Here is an 18,585-nt window from a genome sequence, read left to right as displayed (position 1 = left end):
CAGTAAATCTAATAGTGTTGTTTAATTCTCATCATCTCATGTTTTTGGTAGTGATATGTTAAAAAAAGCCTTCGCGCTAAGCTCATATTACTACTCGTCTTACTACCTGTCAGAGTGGTTTAACGAGTAGAAACATGTCAGACACTAAACCGTGTCTGGCAGGCTTCTATTCCTGCACCATAAAAAATTAATATAAATAATTATAAGCACATTCATGCGGACAATATCGCAGGCTGTGTCATGTCAAGACAGGTGTATCTATGCATAAATTATCTCCTTTAGCACTAGCTGTGGCTGGTAGCTTTTTTGTTAGCCCATTAGTGTTTTCTGCTGAAGACGTTACAAAAGAAGAGCAGAAAATTGAAAAAATTCAGGTAACGGGTTCACGTATCAAAGGCGTCGACCTCGAAGGTACTCAGCCACTGGTGGTTATTTCTGCCGATGATATTAAAAATTCCGGCGCAAGTACCGTCTATGACTTACTAAAAGATGTTGGTCAGCTACGTGGTGGCTCAGGTACCTTCTCGACGTCAGAAAGTGGTGCAACCTCTAACTCAACACCAGCAGGCCAAGCGGTAGCGTCACTCAGAGGCTTAGGCCCGGCTGCAACCTTGACATTGATCAACGGTCGACGCGTTGCCGCCAGCTCATTTGCTTCAGGTACACAAAACTTTGTTGATATCAATAGTATTCCATTAGCCGCTATTGAAAGGGTTGAAGTGCTTGCTACCGGTGCGTCAGCTATTTACGGTGCCGACGCTGTTGCTGGTGTTATTAACTATATTTTGAAGAAAGACTATCAGGGTGCTGAACTTAATGCATCCTATGGCAATAGCACCGCATCATCTAATGAAGGCAAGTACAATCTTAATTTGGTGGTTGGCACAGAGCTCGCGGGCGGTAACCTGACATTTTTTGCCGATCATTTTGACCGCAAAGGATTTTCAGCCCAAGACCGTGACGTTACCCGCACTCCTTTACTAGAGAGCTCTTATTCATATTTGCCAAAAACCGCGCCTAATATCTATTATTATTCTGCGGTAGACGGCAATGAATTTGCCACTCCTGGTTGTCCAACCGCCCTGGTAACAACCGAACTTGGCGAACAAATTTGCGCATATTACCCTAACGAAGACGACCAGCTAGACACGCCATTTGAAAGCTCCTCTGCTGGTTTTATCTTCGATGTAGAACTAGGAGATGTTAACTGGACTACTGATGTGTTTATCAGTAAAACTAAATCAACCTCGCAGTCTAGCCCGGCGCCAATTGATCAGGTCGATGATAGTGAAGGCCCGTTTGCCGATGAAACCGTATTAGATATTTTTTCTGACGCTGTTCGTAACGATATTCTGGACAGAATCAATGTTGACCCATTCGATACTATTGCAGGACGCACATTGTATGGTTTTCAATTTGACGCCCGCTTCGCTACACCCCGTACCGTTGAAATTGATAACACCTCGCTACGTTTGGTCAGTGCTTTAGCAGGAGATCTCGGTGATTGGAGCTGGGAGACAGCCGTTACGCTTTCGCGTTCTGAATCCGAACAAACCGCTATAGCCGGGGTATACAATCGGTATAAATTTCATGCAGCCTTGGCCGGCGAACTTTGTAGCAATGGCACCATTGCAAGCTATGACGAAAACAGCGATAGCTTGTCCTGTTCTGGCCCCATTTATAATCCGTTTTTGTTCGGTGATAGTGCCAATGATGCCTTATTGGCCTTAGCGCAAGAACGCCCAACCCGCGATGGTGAAAGTACAGTCTATGGCTGGGATGCACGTATCAGTGGCGACATTGGCGAATTCAACGGCAATATTATTGGTTCTGCATTTGGTGTTGAACTGCGTAAGGAAGAAATCACAGACAGCCCATCAGCCAATTCAAAAGCCAACGCCGCCAATGGTTATCTGGTAGATGTCTTTGGCTTTGGTTCAAGCGAGTCTGCAGCAGATCGCAGTCAATGGGCCGCATTTGCTGAGTTTTATATTCCGCTAACGTCCACATTAGACCTGCAAGTAGCAGGGCGTTATGACAACTATAATGATTTTGGCAGTACATTTAATCCTAAAGTAGCCTTTAGCTGGCGTCCTGTTGAAGAGTTGGTTGTGCGTGCATCATGGGCAACTTCTTTCCGTGCACCTTCACTGACTCAAGCCGGTGTTAAACTGCGAACAACAACAGCCAGCTTCGACTGCGGAGCCAATCAGGCTGTGGCAGACCTTTACTGTGAAGGTGACGGTACGGAGCGCAGCAACAACGTATTGGAATTAGGTAATCCATCATTGCAGGCTGAAGAATCCGAATCGGTAAGTGTTGGTTTTGGTTGGAGTCCAACTCAAAATACCACGCTTACTGTTGATTACTGGCAGTTTAAACACGACCGCTTAGTAGATACTGACATGACCGCTGTGCTTGCAGCTGCAATAACAGACTCATCACTACGTCACTGTGGTTTAGTGCCGGATGGTGAACAAGGTATATCATATGATCCAGATCTATGTGATGTTACTGACCTTTCTGACAACACAATCGAAGATGCTGGGGCAAACTTAAGCGAAATTCTAGCAGCTTGGATAGATTATGACGAACCACGCTTTAATGAATTGCCACTGTATCGTGACCATGTGTTACTACTACAAAATACCGGTGAGCAAAATGTCAGTGGTATCGATATTGCTTTTGATCAGCGTTTTGATTTTGCTTCAGGCAACTTAAAGCTTTCATTTGATGCTACTCATTACCTGTCGTTTGAACGTAACAGACCCGGTTCAGATTTCATCGAAGAGCTGGCAGGTACCTGGCGTTATCCGGAGAATATTGCCAGCCTGGGTTTATCCTGGTCGGGTGATGCGTTCTTTACCAGCCTTACAGCATATTACACCTCAGCATACGCTGATGATATTAGCGGCTTACGCGGTCGCGAGATGGACGAGTTGGATGCATTAGGCGCGCTTAATGAAAATGGCGAGCGAGATGTCTCCGCGTGGACCACAGTTAGGGCAAACATAGGATATGACTTTGCCAACGCTAGCATAAGTTTGAATGTGGATAATCTATTTGACCGTGATCCACCTCGCGCCTATGGTTCCAGCCGTGGTTTTGACTCTATCAATCACGATGCACTGGGCCGTAACTATCGGGTATCATTTAGCTATCGCTTCTAAGTCGTAGGGGGAGCATGCTCCCCCGTTTTATCTACTTTCACAGGTAACTTTTATGTCTACCGTACACAATAAACCGGTGTCGATGCCTGACGCCTTTATCATTCTATTTTTCGTAATGATACTGGCTGCTATTGCATCACACCTTATTCCGGCCGGGGTTTTTACCCTAACCGAACCCGCTCCCGTTGCTGAAGGTGCGACTAAATTAAAAGGCAAAATTGATCCTAATAGCTTCACATTGGTGCAGGACAGCCAACAAGGTGTGCCTCTGTTTGCAGAAGGCGGCGGTATTGGCTTTTTTAATTATGCTTTTGAAGGATTGGTCTCGGGCAATAAATGGGGTTCAGCTGTTGGTGTAGTGGCCTTTATTCTGCTCACTGGTGGTGCTTTTGGCATAATCATGAAAACCGGTGCCATTCATAACGGCATACTTGCCTTAATAGAAAAGACGAAACGGATGGAGTTTTTATTTATTCCATTAATGTTTGGTTTATTTTCTTTAGGCGGTGCCGTATTTGGTATGGGCGAAGAAGCAATAGCATTTTGCATTGTATTGCTGCCATTAATGCTGGCGTTGGGCTACGACGCCATCACCACAGTGTTGGTGACCTATGTTGCGACACAAATTGGTTTCGCCACCTCATGGATGAACCCCTTTAATGTCTCTATTGCCCAAGGCATTGCCGAAATACCACTAATGTCTGGTGCAAACCTGCGCATAGCCATGTGGTTGGTATTTACCACCTTTGGCATTGTTTTTACCATGCGTTATGCCGCCAAGATAAAAACCGCCCCTGAAACGTCATTAAGTTATCACACGGATCAGAAGCTCCGTGCCCAACAAACCGCCGACGCTAAACACCAATACAGTGCGTTAGACAGCACTATTTTATTGGCATTTTTCGCCGGTTTGGTTTGGATTATTTGGGGCGTTACAACGCGCAAATATTATATACCAGAAATTGCCAGCCAGTTTTTTACTATAGGTATCGTTATCGCCGTTATTGCCGTATTAGGCAAACGCTTAAGTATGAACGAAGCCGCAGATGGTTTTAAACAAGGCGCTGCAGAGCTATTACCGGCGGCACTGATCGTCGGCATGGCAAAAGGCATCGTGTTAATGTTAGGTGGAGAAAACCCGGAAGACCCTTCCGTGCTTAACACCCTGCTGTATTACTCCGGCCAGGCACTGGGAGACTTACCTACCTATTTATCGGCTTGGCTAATGCTCGTTATTCAGTCCATTTTTAACTTTTTCGTTGCCTCTGGCTCAGGTCAAGCGGCGTTAACTATGCCGCTTATTGCACCACTGGCCGATTTAGTCGGACTTTCCCGCCAAATTGCCGTATTAGCATTTCAGCTGGGTGATGGCTTAACCAATTGCATTATTCCAACCTCTGCCGCGTTAATTGGCTGCTTGGGTGTAGTCCGCGTTGACTGGACAGTGTGGTTCAAGTTTGTCTGGAAATTACAGCTGTGGCTGTTCTTGCTCGCCAGCTCCTTTATGTTACTCGCTGTCGCCATCGGCTATCAGTAATCGCCCAGCGACAATAATGAGGTAAAAATTTTGAACGCTATAATTCTAATAAAGAATGCTGAGCTGATAGCACCGCTGTCACTTGGCAGACAGGACGTAGTTATCGCCGGTAGTAAAATAGCTGCTATTGGCACTAATTTTAATCTGGCAAGTAGTAACCTGCCCGTTCAGGTTATAAATGCAACAGACTGCTATCTTACCCCTGGCTTTGTTGACTCGTTAGTGCATTTTATTGGCGGCGGTGGCGAAGGTGGCTTTGCTACCCGCACACCCGAAATGCAGCTTACCGATGCAACTTTAGGTGGTGTCACCACAGCAGTTGGTGTGCTGGGTACCGATGCCACTACCCGCACCCTGACAAATTTACTGGCTAAGGCCCATGCGCTGGAATCTGAAGGCATTACCACCTATTGCCATACCGGCTCGTATGAAATTCCTTGTCGCACCTTGATGGGCAATATTACGGATGATTTAATTCTCATCGATAAATTTATTGGTGTTGGCGAAATTGCCATCAGTGATCATCGTTCGTCTCAGCCCACCACTGATGAAATACGCAAAGTGGCGGCAGCTGCTCGCGTTGGTGGCATATTAGCCGGTAAAAGTGGCGTGGTGAGCGTGCATATGGGCGCTGGTGAACGTATTTTACAACCGATATACCAAGCCGTTGCCGGTACCGAGTTAAAACTAAAACAGTTTTACCCAACGCACATGAACCGCAACCGCAGGGTATTTGAAGCCGGGCTTGAGTTTGCATTAAAAGGTGGCGTAATTGACTTTACCACCAGCACTACGGAATTTGATCTCAAACACGGTGAAGTAGCCGCTGCTGCAGCATTAGCAGAAGCACTTCAGCATGGCATTAATATCATGCAGTTAACACTCAGTTCCGATGGCAATGCCAGCTTGCCTATTTACGATGACGAAGGCGAACTATTGGGCTTACAAGTAGGCAGTGTACAAAGCTTGTATCAGGCCGCCCGCGACGCGGTAATGCAGCACAAGGTATCACTGTCAGATGCTATTTGTAGTATATCTGCCTCACCCGCAGCAATATTAGGCTTAAAACACAAAGGACGTGTTGCTGAAAATTGTGACGCAGATATCGTATTACTGCACAAGGATAACTTGCAGATCCGTGATGTTATTGGCAAAGGAACCCTATTAGTTCAACAGGGCAACGCCATAGTAAAAGGTACTTTTGAGTAAAAGCAGAAGCGCATAAATATGGCGCATCTGCACATACAATAGTTATTAAAAAAGCTGCATTTGCAGCTTTTTTTTTGTGCCAACCGTTATAAACGGCAAAAATATCGCCAATTCATGTAATTAATTTTCATTTTGAAAAGTATGCTAACTGCGATTAGTGCAAGGTATAGCACTTTAAAGTCAGCTTGCTTTTTTAATCTATTAAAGGTATACATGTCAGTTCTTGAACGTTTAGATGGCTAAAAACTTCCAGAGCAAATACTCTACAGCGCATTGACCTCTGAAAGAGTAACCGTTATTTTCTTTCAGCAGCAAAAAAATCACTTAAAAGAATAATAATTCATAAATAATTAATATTTATTAAATATCAGGACAAGTTTGGAGGTGAGTCATGGCGTTGTACCAACACAGTCAGGCAAGAGAAAACTGTGGCTTCGGTCTGATAGCGCATTTGGAAGGCGCTGCCAGCCACCGGATCGTCAGAACCGCAATTAACGGCCTTGACCGGATGCAACATCGCGGCGGCATTTCCGCTGACGGTAAAACCGGCGATGGTTGTGGTTTATTGATGCAGAAGCCGGATAGTTTTTTCCGCGCCATTGCACAAGAGAACGGCTGGAATCTGGCAAAAAAATATGGCGTCGGCATGATTTTTTTCAGCCAGGATCCAGTAAAGGCGGCTTTAGCCAAAAAAATTATCGCCCGTGAAATAGCCAGCGAAACCCTAACGCTGGTGGCATGGCGAACTGTGCCAGTAGACAGCAGCGTGCTTGGCCCGCTGGCGCTTAACTCTATGCCGTCCATAGAGCAGGTTATTGTCAATGCCCCGCACGGCTGGGGCGATCACGACTTAGAACGCCGCTTATATATGGTGCGTCGGCGCATTGAGAAACAACTTAGCGACGATGCCGATTTTTATATCCCTAGCTTTTCATCACTGGTTACCGTTTTTAAAGGCCTGATGATGCCGGCAGATTTGCCGCGTTATTATCTCGATTTAGCCGACATTCGCATGGAAACGGCTATTTGCGTATTCCATCAGCGCTTTTCCACTAACACCATGCCACGTTGGCAGTTGGCACAGCCATTTCGCTTTTTAGCGCATAACGGTGAAATTAATACCATTACCGGCAACCGCCAATGGGCCCGTGCCCGGCAATATAAATTTGCCTCACCGTTGTTAAGCGATTTACAAGACGCCGCGCCGTTTGTCAGTCAAAGTGGCTCTGACTCCAGCTCACTGGATAATATGCTTGAGCTGCTGTTAGCCGGCGGCATGGATTTATTCCGCGCCATGCGTTTGTTAGTGCCACCAGCCTGGCAGGGCAACCGCGTAATGGATGACAACTTAAAAGCGTTTTACGAATTTAACTCCATGCATATGGAGCCGTGGGACGGCCCGGCCGGCATTGTTATGACCAACGGGCAACACGTAGCCTGTAATCTTGACCGCAACGGCTTGCGCCCTGCCCGCTTTGTTATAACCCGCGACAAACTGATTACACTAGCCTCAGAAGTAGGTATTTGGGACTACACGCCAGATGAAGTGGTCGAAAAAGGCCGCGTAGGCCCGGGCGAAATGTTAGCAATAGATACCACTACCGGCAAAATCTGGCGCTCAGATGAAATTGACACCGATTTAATGGCGCGTCATACCTATCGCGACTGGCTAAATGCTAACGTGCAGCGGCTAGTGCCTTATGAGCAGTACGAAACTGATTTAATTGGCAAGCGGGTATTTACCGATGATGACATGCTGGTGTATCACAAGCTGTTTAATTACAGCTACGAAGAAATTGATCAGGTAATGACCGTACTGGCCAAAGATGGCCAGGAGGCAGTTGGCTCTATGGGCGATGACACGCCAATGGCGGTGCTGTCGCGTAAGCCTCGTACCTTGTTTGATTACTTTCGCCAACAGTTTGCGCAGGTAACTAACCCGCCTATCGACCCACTGCGTGAATCTCATGTTATGTCGCTGGCCACCAGTATTGGCCGTGAGCATAACGTATTTAAAGAAACCGCCGGTTACGCCCGTCGTATTCAGTTTGAATCACCGGTGCTGATGTATTCTGACTTAAAACAGCTAAAACAAGCCGATGAAAAGTATTACAAGCATCAGATTTTCTCACTGAACTTCGACCCGGCCACACTCAACCTTGAGCAAGCCGTAAAGCAACTGTGTGACAATGTTATCAGTGCCGTACGTGACAACAATGTGGTACTGGTAATATTAACCGACCGCCGTATTGAACAAGGCAAGTTACCTATCCCGGCTGCAATGGCAGTGGGTGCGGTACAGCATGCACTGGTTAATGCTCAGCTGCGCTGTGACTCTAACATCATTGTTGAAACCGCTTCTGCCCGTGACTCACACCATTTTGCTGTATTAATTGGTTTAGGCGCTACTGGTGTTTATCCGTTTATGGCGTACGAAACGGTAGAGCAGCTGGTTGAAAAAGGCGTTATTACCTTAACAGCCCGCAATGCAGTACTTAATTACCGCAAAGGCATTAATAAAGGCCTGTATAAAATCATGTCGAAAATGGGTATATCAACGGTCGCAAGTTATCGTTGTTCAAACCTGTTTGAGGCAGTGGGTATAGATCAAGCCGTAATGCAACAATGCTTCGCTGATATTCCGTCACGCATTGGCGGTGCAGGTTTTGTCGATTTTGAACAAGATATACAGCAATTAGCCAAGGTGGCCTGGCTAAAACGCAAGCCACTAAACCACGGTGGTTTATTAAAGTACGTACACGATGGCGAGTACCATGCCTACAACCCCGACGTGGTGCAAACCCTGCAAAAAGCCGTGCGTTCGGGCAAATATGAAGATTATCAGCAGTACAGCAGTATTGTGAATCAGCGCCCTATTGCCCATTTACGCGACTTGTTTAAATTGGCAGACAGCACACCGGTGCCGCTGGAACAGGTGGAAAGCGAGCAAAACCTGTATCCGCGCTTTGACAGCGCCGCCATGTCTATCGGTGCCTTAAGCCCCGAAGCACATGAAGCCTTAGCCATTGCAATGAACCGTTTAGGCGGGCGCTCTAACTCAGGTGAAGGTGGTGAAGACCCTCGCCGTTTTGGCACCGAGAAAAACTCTAAAATTAAACAAGTGGCATCGGGCCGCTTTGGTGTTACGCCGCATTACCTGGTTAACGCTGAAGTTATCCAAATTAAAGTAGCCCAGGGCGCTAAGCCAGGCGAAGGTGGCCAGTTACCGGGTGAAAAAGTTACTGCCGAAATTGCCCGGCTGCGTTACTCGGTGCCTGGCGTAACGCTTATTTCACCGCCGCCGCATCATGATATTTATTCTATTGAAGACTTAGCCCAGCTTATTTTTGATTTAAAGCAGGTTAACCCGCAGGCACTTATTTCGGTGAAATTAGTGTCAGAACCCGGCATTGGTACTATCGCCGCTGGTGTGGCCAAAGCCTATGCCGATTTAATCACTGTTTCCGGTTATGACGGCGGCACCGGTGCCAGCCCACTGACATCAGTAAAATATGCCGGCAGCCCATGGGAATTAGGCTTAGCCGAAGTACACCAGGCCCTGGTTGAAAACGGCCTGCGTGACCGCGTGCGTTTGCAGGTAGATGGCGGTTTAAAAACCGGTTTAGATGTTATTAAAGCGGCTATTTTAGGTGCTGAAAGTTTTGGCTTCGGCACTGGCCCAATGGTGGCGTTGGGCTGTAAGTTTTTACGTATTTGCCATTTAAATAACTGCGCCACCGGTGTTGCTACACAAGATGAAACCTTGCGCCGTGACCACTTTACCGGTTTACCTGAAATGGTAATGAACTACTTTAAGTTCTTAGCTTTTGAGGTACGGGAACTAATGGCGCAGTTAGGCGTTACAGAGCTTACCCAGCTAATTGGCCGCACTGATTTACTGGCAATCAAAGACAGCGAAACACAAAAGCAGGCCCGCCTGGATCTAACGCCTATTTTGCAAGCCAGTGGTGTTACGTCAGACAAAGCGCTGTTTTGTGTACAAAACAATACGCCGTTTGACGAAGGCAAGTTAAACCAGGATTTAGTCAAACGCTGCGAGCAAATGGTGCTACATAAAACCGGTGGTCAGCTTAGCCTGAACATTCGCAATACCGACCGTTCCGTAGGCGCTGCGTTATCGGGTTTTATTGCACGCCAGCATGGCAATCAAGGTATGGCAACCGACCCCATCCGCATTCGTTTTAATGGCACCGCCGGCCAAAGCTTTGGCGTGTGGAATGCTGGCGGCTTACATATGTCGTTGCAAGGTGACGCCAACGACTATGTCGGCAAAGGCATGACCGGCGGCCAGTTGGCCATTTTCCCGGCCAAGGGCGCCAGCTTCGCCAAAAACGGTTTTACCATAGCCGGTAATACTTGTTTGTATGGTGCCACTGGCGGGCGTTTATACGCTGCCGGGCAAGTAGGCGAGCGCTTTGCGGTACGTAACTCCGGCGCGTTAGCGGTAGTAGAAGGCACTGGCGATAACTGCTGTGAATATATGACCGGCGGCGTGGTGGTGGTACTAGGCTGCACCGGGGTTAACTTTGGTGCCGGTATGACGGGTGGTTTTGCTTATTTGCTAGACGAGCAAGACGATCTGTCACTGCGATTAAACCCTGAGTTAATAGAAGCGTTGGATGTTTCCACGCCAATATTACAAGAGCATTTACGTAGCTTGCTGCACCAGCACGTTGAAGAAACTGGCAGCGACAAAGCGCAAAAAATCTTAAATGATTTTGGCAACTACTTAAGCAAATTTAAGTTGGTTAAACCAAAAACCAGCGATGTAAACACCTTGCTGGGACACCGCGCACGCTCGTCAGCAGAGCTGCGGGTTCAGGCGATGTAGGGAGACGTTATGGCACAGAATGTATACCAGTTTATTGACGTAAAACGGATTGATCCGCCAAAACGCTCACACAGCGAACGCACTATTGAGTTCGTTGAAATTTATCAGCCCATGACCCATACCCAGGTGGAAGGTCAGGCCGACCGCTGTCTTGACTGCGGCAACCCTTACTGCGAATGGAAGTGCCCGGTGCACAACTATATTCCGCAGTGGTTAAAGCTGGCTAACGAGGGCAAAATTGTCGAAGCGGCTGAGTTGGCACACAAAACCAACAGCCTGCCGGAAGTGTGCGGCCGGGTATGCCCGCAAGACCGTTTATGCGAAGGCGCCTGTACGCTAGACGAAGGCTTTGGTGCAGTTACCATCGGCAGTATTGAAAAATACATTACCGACAAAGCCTTTGAAATGGGCTGGCGGCCAGATTTATCTGCCGTAGTTAAAACCGAGCGCCGTGTAGCGGTAATAGGCGCCGGCCCTGCCGGTTTAGCCTGTGCTGATGTTTTAGTGCGAAATGGTGTTACCCCGGTGGTATTTGACCGTTATCCAGAAATTGGCGGCCTGCTTACCTTTGGTATACCGCCGTTTAAACTGGAAAAAAGCGTGCTTAGCCTGCGCCGTGAAATATTCACCGACATGGGCATAGAGTTTCGCTTAAACACCACCGTTGGCGTGGATGTTAGCTTTGATAGCCTGCTAAATGAATACGATGCGGTGTTTTTAGCCCTTGGCACCTACACCCCCATGAAAGGTGGCTTTGCCAATGAAAGCGCGCCGGGCGTATATGAAGCCTTGCCGTTTTTAATTGGCAATATCAATAATCTGATGGGTTGGCAAACCGAACATCCGTATGTCAGCTTAAAAGATAAAACCGTGGTGGTGTTAGGCGGTGGTGACACGGCAATGGACTGTGTACGCACCTCCATTCGCCAGGGCGCCACCAAGGTAAGCTGCGCCTACCGGCGCGACGAAGCCAATATGCCGGGTTCACGTAAAGAAGTACAAAACGCGCGCGAAGAAGGCGTCGAGTTTTTGTTTAACTTACAACCGCTGGGCATTGAAGTGGATAGCGAAGGCAAGGTATGCGGCGTTAAAGTGGTCACCACCGAAATGGGCGCACCCGATGCGAAAGGCCGACGCAGCCCACAACCGGTTGCCGGCTCTGAACAAATACTGCCAGCCGATGCCGTGGTTATTGCCTTTGGCTTTCAACCCAGCCCGCCGCAATGGTTGGTGGACATGGGTGTGGGGCTCGACGCTAAAGGCCGTGTTATCGCCAGCGAAAAGAGTACCTTTGCTATGCAAACCAACCAGCATAAGATCTTCGCCGGCGGCGATATGGTATTAGGCTCAGACTTGGTAGTTACCGCTATCGCCCAGGGCCGTAAAGCCGCCGAGGGGATACTGGATTACTTAGAAGTATAAGCTTGGAAGTATAAACAGCGGGATTAAACTGCCGGTTTAGGCGAAATGCCCGAACCGGCTGTTACCATCCGCAGCAGATAACTTTGTAAGCGAGATTAGGTTTGCCCTAAGCCAACCGTCTATGCCCCGGACGGGCATAGACGAGCCCCCAGGGATGGGTTCACGGCGTGTTGGCGTGGGCAAACCGGTTCGAGCCTGCTACTCAACCGCCCGAATCTACATGTCTTACAGCCTGCACCTATACAAGGAGTTCGTTATGCCGCCATTTACCCTACCCGACCTCTGCGACGCCCATGCAGCTTATATCCGCGTGGCAGAGTCTATATTCACCAACTACGGTGGCAAAATCGCCTTTGGCGGGCAAATTGTTACGGTAAAATGCTTTGAAGATAACTCCAAGGTAAAGCAGCTGGTCGCCACACCGGGCCAGAGTAAGGTGCTGGTAGTAGACGGCGGCACCTCGAAACGCCATGCACTGCTCGGCGATATGCTGGCAGAGCAAGCGGCAGCAAACGGCTGGGAAGGCATTATTATCAACGGCTGTATTCGCGACATAGACGAGATACGCCAAACCCCGCTTGGCGTGCAGGCACTGGGTATTCACCCGATGAAAACCGACAAGCGCGATCTAGGTGATATCAACCTAACGGTGACTTTTGCCGGAGTAGATTTTATCCCCGGCCAGTTTGTTTATGCCGATAATAATGGCGTGCTGGTGGCGACTAAAGCCCTGCTGTAACGAGCTGCTTTATCTTCAGCGCTTTTTCAAAGTGATCCAGCCGGTGGGTTTGGATCCACCAGGTTGCCGCTTCCATTAGTAACGCCGGGTCGTCGTTTTGATTGGCGAAGAAGGCGTAAAACGACACGCCGACGCTCTCGCCTTTGGCGAGGATTTTCTTGTCACAAACGGCAATAATTTTTTGTCTTAATGCATCGCGCATAGTGTGGTAATTCCTGCGGTTAAAATGGATTACAAGCAGTGCCCTGGTGAAAAATCATCTGCCATTTTTCACCATCAAAGCGCCAGATAGAGCTTCGAATCGAGTAGCTCGGGCTTTGGTTTTCAGCACGCTGTATCGTGGCGCGGTAAGTCAACTGCGCTAGGCCTTCAACCAAAACTCTGCAGTCAAAATCTTGCTGGCTAATAACAGGCGGCATTTCAGCTGGCAGGCGCTCAAGCACATCGGCTTTACCAAAACAGCGGCCAGTCGCGGCAATTTCATAAAAATCATCGGCCAGATAGTGGTTTAGCAGTTCGGCAGACAACCGCGTAGCGGGCTGCACCAGCAGTTGTTCCAGTTCCATTATTTGCTGTTTAATGGTGTTAGTATGCAATTTTTAAAATCTCCGCTAAAGCCAGGCTGTTCAGGCGAATAATAACACCACAACTTTGATATCCGCGCATACGCCTAAACAGCAAAGGCAAAAGACCTGCCCCTGCAGCTCCGACTTGAATTAACTCCGAACTTTTCTATTTACAGTATTTTAAAATAAATATTTAACGCCGACTTGCCATGTAAAGGGTTTGTAATTCAAGTTAGCCAAGACATCCGCACCAGCTTCGCTCTTTAAATCACCCGATTTACCTCCGGCATGCCGTAACTCTGTATGCAGCACCCAGCGCTGAGCAATTGGATACTCCAGCCCCACAAAACCTTGATAGGTAAAATTACCACTGCTGGAATAAGAACTTTCTACGCCGGCGAGCTCTAAATCAATATCGATTTCTTGCATCCACCCCAGACCAAAACCCACATAAGGCGTAATCTCTTGCCAACTGTTGAAGGAGTAGATGCCATTGAGAAAGAAAATATTAGACGCATAATTGCCTTCTGGATAAAAAGTGGTACCCAACTGAGTTTCACTTTCGTTAGAACGATACTCCCAGGCCAGCTCTACCGCAAAATCCGCATTGTAGCGATACCCCAAAGCCGCCCCTAATACCATGCCTTGCTCCAGCTCCACGCTTACACTTTCAGCTGCACGTGTGGTACTGACATCATTCATATAACTTAAACCAGCATAAGGTTTTACATAATAGCCCTCTGCTATAGGGCCACCAGAAAACAACAAAAAAGAGACAATACCCGGTACTAAATACTGTAATTTCATTTTGACACCTAAATTGATTTTCAACACTCCCATTTATTATGCTGCTATAGTGCTCGCCAGATAGGACTTTTGTACGAAGTGGCAAACTTTTACATGAATGGACTAACAAACTGCCGGCAAATCTAACCTTATGAATGAACAGACCTTCGGTTTCGGCGACATTTCGCCAATCCGCTATTTTTTTGCAATAGCGTTGGTATTAGCCTTGCTCTTTGCACTGATTGACAGCAACTACAATTTACCCTTTTACCTGCAGTTGCCACTTTGGTTGTATCAAAGTTTTGTTCCTATGACTTTTATGCTGTTAAGCCATAAAGGCTTGGCGCATTTTGCTGGTTTTAATACGCTCAATCCTTGGTTAAAGTTACTATTGTCTGGTTTGGTTGGCGCAATATGCTTTGTACCTTTGGCACTAGGCATCGATTTATTACTAAAGCTTGAAGCAGTTCCGACCAACCTACCTAGCTTAGGACAAGCCTTGGGGCATGAGATCAGTGGTGTCGTTCCGCCTGTTGTTTTGTGTTGGCTGGCGATCAATACGCCTTGGGTCTTGGGGTTTAAAATCGTCATCCCCAGCACTAAGCCATCACCAGCCAATTCATTGCAAGATGAAGTGTTAACGAATAGTCAGTCTGACGCCTTACAAGCCTTACTTCCTAAAGCCAAACAAGGCGAACTGCTTTATTTAAAGTCGGAGTTACATTATTTACTGGTGGTCACTTCAGCGGGGCAAACACTTATCCTGGCTAATTTGAAAGATGCCATTGTACTTTGTGCACACATTGAGGGCATTCAACCGCATCGTTCATACTGGGTTAGTAAAACAGCCATCAAAACACTGCGCAAGGCAGGCCGCGAGGGTGTCTTAATATTACACAATGGGCTGGAAATTCCGATAAGCCGGCACAAACTCAGCCAAGTGACTGCCTTTTGCGGCGATTAGGTTAAAAGAAATAATTGGAAGCAGAGTACTTTTAAACATATTCGGCAACAAAGCCGTGAGCTTTTAAAACAAATTTAATTTCGACATCATGCGCCGCTTGGCGAACTGCTGGCCCGCTCTGGCGGGATTTAGGTGATATCAACCGGGGTAGATTTTATCCCCAGCCAGTTTGTTTATGCCGACAATAATGGCGTGTTGGTGGCGACTAAAGCCCTGTTGTAACCAACTGCTTTATCATCAGCGCTTTTTCAAAACGGTTAGCTGGTGGATTTGTATCCCCCAGCTAACCATTGGTACATTATTTGGCAGAGCCATCTGACCAGGATGTGATCACGGTGGGATCTAACAGTCTTGCAATCATGCTTGGCAGTGCAAAATATATTATCAATCCGCCAAACGCAAACAGTACCACATCCAAATTCTTCCCTGAAAACTCATATAGCATTGCTGTTGCTATAACAGCAGCACCTAGAATTACACCGACGAATGAGGCACTGGCTGATTGAACAGGGCCTCTGGCAACAACTTGGTGTACTAGCGAGCCAGGTATCAAAGCGCTAATCCGGGCAAGCGCATGTTCTTTTGCTGCAACTGAAAGAAATTGTACCCGTATATCATGCTCTTCGTCATTATCCTGCCATTCTATGCTAATTTGATCTTTGTAATGCTTACTTTCCAGTAAGCTTACCTTGTTTAGTGGAACTACCGTTTCATCTGCTTTAACTGCAGCAACGATTTCTGAAAAAGCTGTACCTGACTGATACAACGACTGTACCTTGCTAACTTTTTTCTTATCAAACTTTGCCACCCGTAAAGTGTCGTTTTCAATTTCGGTGAGGCAATAGTCTTCAATATCTAACCAGCTGGTATCAGTATAGAAACCAATTGGCAGCGCGCCTTTAGGTTCACGCACGTAAAAGAAAGCAATAAATTTAAATAAAAACAGCATTGCCGGGAACACAAATATTGCAGCACTAACAAGGCGCAAGGTAAAACTGCTGGTTTTGGCTTTCTTTTTTAATTCCTTTTCAGTTGAATTATGCTGAGGATTGCTAGGGTCGTACCATACTTCAATCTGCTCAATACCCTGAAACGATTCGTAATCAAAAGATGACAGTAGTAGTGTTTTTTCATAAGTGTTGCCATTCGCAGTAAATTGATACTGCAGGCTATAAATATTTTTGTAATCCTGCTCATCTGTTTTTGCCGCCTTAATCTGGTTATGCTGCAAGCTCAGAACTGTGGCTTGAGCAACCTGATGCGACGCAATTAATTTGGCAGCCTTTTCCGAACTAATCCCCTTTATCCAAGCCACCGCGAATAATGCCAGGATACCCAGGACTGCAATAATTAGTCGCAGCTTCACCTTTCTTTGTTGAGCAACACTTTTATAACTTTTTGTTTTTTCCATTTATTTTCTTCTTATTATTTTCAATTAACTGCAGACGGTTTTATCTCGCCAAATATATTTACCTCAGAAAACCATTTAAATCCACTTTCACCTCAAAATTAAACAACGTTAAACAGTTAAATAGGTTAAGTTTTTAGCGACTTAGCTGCACTTTGGCTAAAAGCCAAGCTGCCATTTTAGGCGCTGGATAACACCAACCCACTGCTTATTCAGTGCTTTAGCGCTGGTACAAATTAACCTTTTTAACAATTTTTTACATAGGATCAGTCCATTATTTTCAGATTGCAACATTACCTACCCAAACTCCCAGAGGCCGGCGGCCATCAACACGGATATCAAGGCTGAGCTAAAACGATACCCCTACCATTTCGCCTTTTGCGCGTATTTTGGTGTCACAAACAGCAATAATTTTTTGTCTTAATGCATCGCGCATGGTGCAGTCGTTCCTGCGGTTATTTTTGGCATCACCGTAACAGGTTTTATAACGTCAATGCCATTGATATATATGCAGTTTAGCTGCCCTAAAATGAAACTGACTATATAAGGAACACCAAACAGGTAACATTCTCGAAGTGCGTCTGAAGGTGAACGACACAATATGTTAAAGTCGGTCGCAAATTAGGTCGTGGTAACGGTAAATTAACACCAGAGCAAGAAGAAATCCGTAACTTAAAAGCGCAAGTAAAACGTCTAGAAATGGAGCGTGAAATTTTAAAAAAGGCAACGGTCTTCTTTGCCAAAGAAACGAAGTAAAGTATTCGTTTATTGCCCAACATAAGAAGATCTGGCCTGTGGTAGTCATATGCCATGTACTGGGTGTTAAAAGTAATAATTATTATAGTTATCAAAAGCGTAAAGCAAATATACCTGATGATTCAACACATCAAGAAATGATTGATTTAGTCAAAGATATTGCTAAGTTCAGTGATAATACTTATGGCGCTAGGCGCATTAAAAAAGTGCTCAATACGTTGAGTTTTCCGGTGAGTCGACGAAAGACAACTCAGTTAATGAAAGAAGCGAATGTTTGGGTTCGTTATAAAAAGAAATACAAGGTAACAACCAACAGCGATCATAAAAAGCCCGTGTATCAAAATGAGCTTGAACAAGACTTTGCTGTAACCGCGCCAGATCAAGCTTGGGTAGGTGATATCACCTACGTTTGGACGTCAGAAGGCTGGTTATATTTATGCGTAGTGATTGACCTATATTCACGTAAGGTTGTTGGCTGGAGCATGGGTTCAAGAATGAAAGCCCAGCTTGTTTGTGATGCGTTAACGATGGCTATTTGGCAGCGACAACCCAAAGCAGGATTAATAGTTCACTCAGATCAAGGGGTTCAATATGCCAGCCATCAATATCGTCGGTTACTCAAATCAAATGGCTTTATTGGCAGCATGAGTAAAAAGGGTTGTTGTTGGGATAATGCCGTTGCCGAAAGTTTTTTTGGTAGCTTGAAGCAAGAACGAGTTCACTGGCGCAACTATGAAACACGCTACGACGCGCAGCAAGATGTAATGAATTACATAACAATGTGGTACAACAGCCATAGGCTTCATTCTTATCTGGATTATCAAAGTCCAAATGATTTTGAATGTAAGCGTTGCAGCAACCACACCGTCGGCGTGATTGCCGTGTAGATCAGAATGGCAACAGCTTTGTCAGCTTGTCTGGTGTATCTGCGGTGGGCAGCTCTTTAAACAACCTGGTCAGGTAATCATAAGGTTCTAATCCGTTGATTTTGGCAGTTTCGACCAAGCTGTAGAGTGTCGCACTGGCGTTGGCACCTGATGTGGTGTTTGCAAACAGCCAGGCTTTACGGCCGATGACGAATGGCTTAATAGCACGTTCGGCGCGATTGTTGTCGATGTTCAGCCTGCCATCTTCCAGATAACCTATCAGCTTCGGCCATTGATTAAGGCTGTAGGT

Annotated in this window: 12 protein-coding genes and 1 pseudogene; 8 read left to right on the top strand and 5 right to left on the bottom strand. The window is 46.5% G+C overall.

What is annotated here, in order from left to right:
- Window positions 1–260: 260 nt before the first annotated feature.
- The 6 genes from H595_RS0112525 to rraA all read left to right on the top strand — a co-directional run bounded on the left by H595_RS0112525 (window position 261) and on the right by rraA (window position 12,929).
- A complete protein-coding gene (locus tag H595_RS0112525) occupies window positions 261–3,170 on the top strand; it encodes a TonB-dependent receptor domain-containing protein (RefSeq protein WP_027671521.1) in 2,910 nt (969 codons plus the stop codon).
- A gap of 52 nt (window positions 3,171–3,222) precedes the next feature.
- Window positions 3,223–4,707 (top strand): putative basic amino acid antiporter YfcC, encoded by a 1,485-nt coding sequence (yfcC, locus tag H595_RS0112520; RefSeq protein WP_037054717.1) that lies wholly within the window; start codon window positions 3,223–3,225, stop codon window positions 4,705–4,707.
- Window positions 4,708–4,737: 30 nt separating this feature from the next.
- Window positions 4,738–5,916, top strand: coding sequence for a beta-aspartyl-peptidase (gene iadA, locus H595_RS0112515; RefSeq protein ID WP_027671519.1), 1,179 nt, complete (start codon window positions 4,738–4,740; stop codon window positions 5,914–5,916).
- 391 nt (window positions 5,917–6,307) lie between these two features.
- Window positions 6,308–10,768 (top strand): glutamate synthase large subunit, encoded by a 4,461-nt coding sequence (gene gltB, locus H595_RS0112510; RefSeq protein WP_027671518.1) that lies wholly within the window; start codon window positions 6,308–6,310, stop codon window positions 10,766–10,768.
- A gap of 9 nt (window positions 10,769–10,777) precedes the next feature.
- Window positions 10,778–12,190 carry an FAD-dependent oxidoreductase gene (locus H595_RS0112505; RefSeq protein ID WP_027671517.1) on the top strand — a complete coding sequence of 471 codons (1,413 nt, stop codon included), beginning with the start codon at window positions 10,778–10,780 and terminating at the stop codon, window positions 12,188–12,190.
- 256 nt (window positions 12,191–12,446) lie between these two features.
- A complete protein-coding gene (rraA, locus tag H595_RS0112500; protein ID WP_027671516.1) occupies window positions 12,447–12,929 on the top strand; it encodes a ribonuclease E activity regulator RraA in 483 nt (160 codons plus the stop codon).
- Here rraA and H595_RS0112495 read toward each other — a convergent pair.
- The 3 genes from H595_RS0112495 to H595_RS0112485 form a co-directional block, all read right to left on the bottom strand.
- The gene (locus H595_RS0112495) at window positions 12,913–13,131 is read right to left on the bottom strand and encodes a DUF6500 family protein (RefSeq protein ID WP_027671515.1); all 219 of its coding nucleotides are present in this window, start codon (window positions 13,129–13,131) and stop codon (window positions 12,913–12,915) included. The two genes, rraA and H595_RS0112495, sit on opposite strands and share 17 nt — an antisense overlap.
- 19 nt (window positions 13,132–13,150) lie before the next feature.
- Window positions 13,151–13,525: a nuclear transport factor 2 family protein gene (locus tag H595_RS0112490; protein ID WP_156885979.1), complete on the bottom strand. Its 375-nt coding sequence runs from the start codon at window positions 13,523–13,525 to the stop codon at window positions 13,151–13,153.
- A 150-nt stretch (window positions 13,526–13,675) separates the two neighbouring features.
- Entirely contained in the window at window positions 13,676–14,302 is a 627-nt protein-coding gene (locus tag H595_RS0112485; protein WP_169338553.1) for an outer membrane protein, read from the bottom strand.
- Window positions 14,303–14,432: 130 nt separating this feature from the next.
- On the opposite strand from H595_RS0112485, the gene H595_RS23495 reads away from it, so the two are divergent.
- Complete coding sequence (locus H595_RS23495; RefSeq protein WP_027671512.1) at window positions 14,433–15,245, top strand: LytTR family DNA-binding domain-containing protein; 813 nt, start codon at window positions 14,433–14,435, stop codon at window positions 15,243–15,245.
- Window positions 15,246–15,543: 298 nt separating this feature from the next.
- On the opposite strand, the gene H595_RS0112470 is transcribed toward H595_RS23495, so the two are convergent.
- Window positions 15,544–16,656, bottom strand: coding sequence for a DUF3592 domain-containing protein (locus tag H595_RS0112470; RefSeq protein WP_027671511.1), 1,113 nt, complete (start codon window positions 16,654–16,656; stop codon window positions 15,544–15,546).
- Between the two features lie 624 nt (window positions 16,657–17,280).
- Between H595_RS0112470 and H595_RS0112455 the strand changes: the two are divergent.
- Window positions 17,281–18,296: pseudogene (locus H595_RS0112455) on the top strand (IS3 family transposase); the annotation flags it as partial.
- Between the two features lies 1 nt (window position 18,297).
- Here H595_RS0112455 and H595_RS0112450 read toward each other — a convergent pair.
- The coding region (locus H595_RS0112450) for an IS66 family transposase (RefSeq protein WP_027671509.1) at window positions 18,298–18,585 on the bottom strand (288 nt) is incomplete at its 5' end.

The sequence above is a fragment of the Rheinheimera baltica DSM 14885 genome (genome assembly GCF_000425345.1).
Taxonomy (GTDB): domain Bacteria; phylum Pseudomonadota; class Gammaproteobacteria; order Enterobacterales; family Alteromonadaceae; genus Alishewanella; species Alishewanella baltica.
Note: the sequence above shows the minus strand (reverse complement) of the source record. Positions and strands in the feature narration are given on the sequence as shown.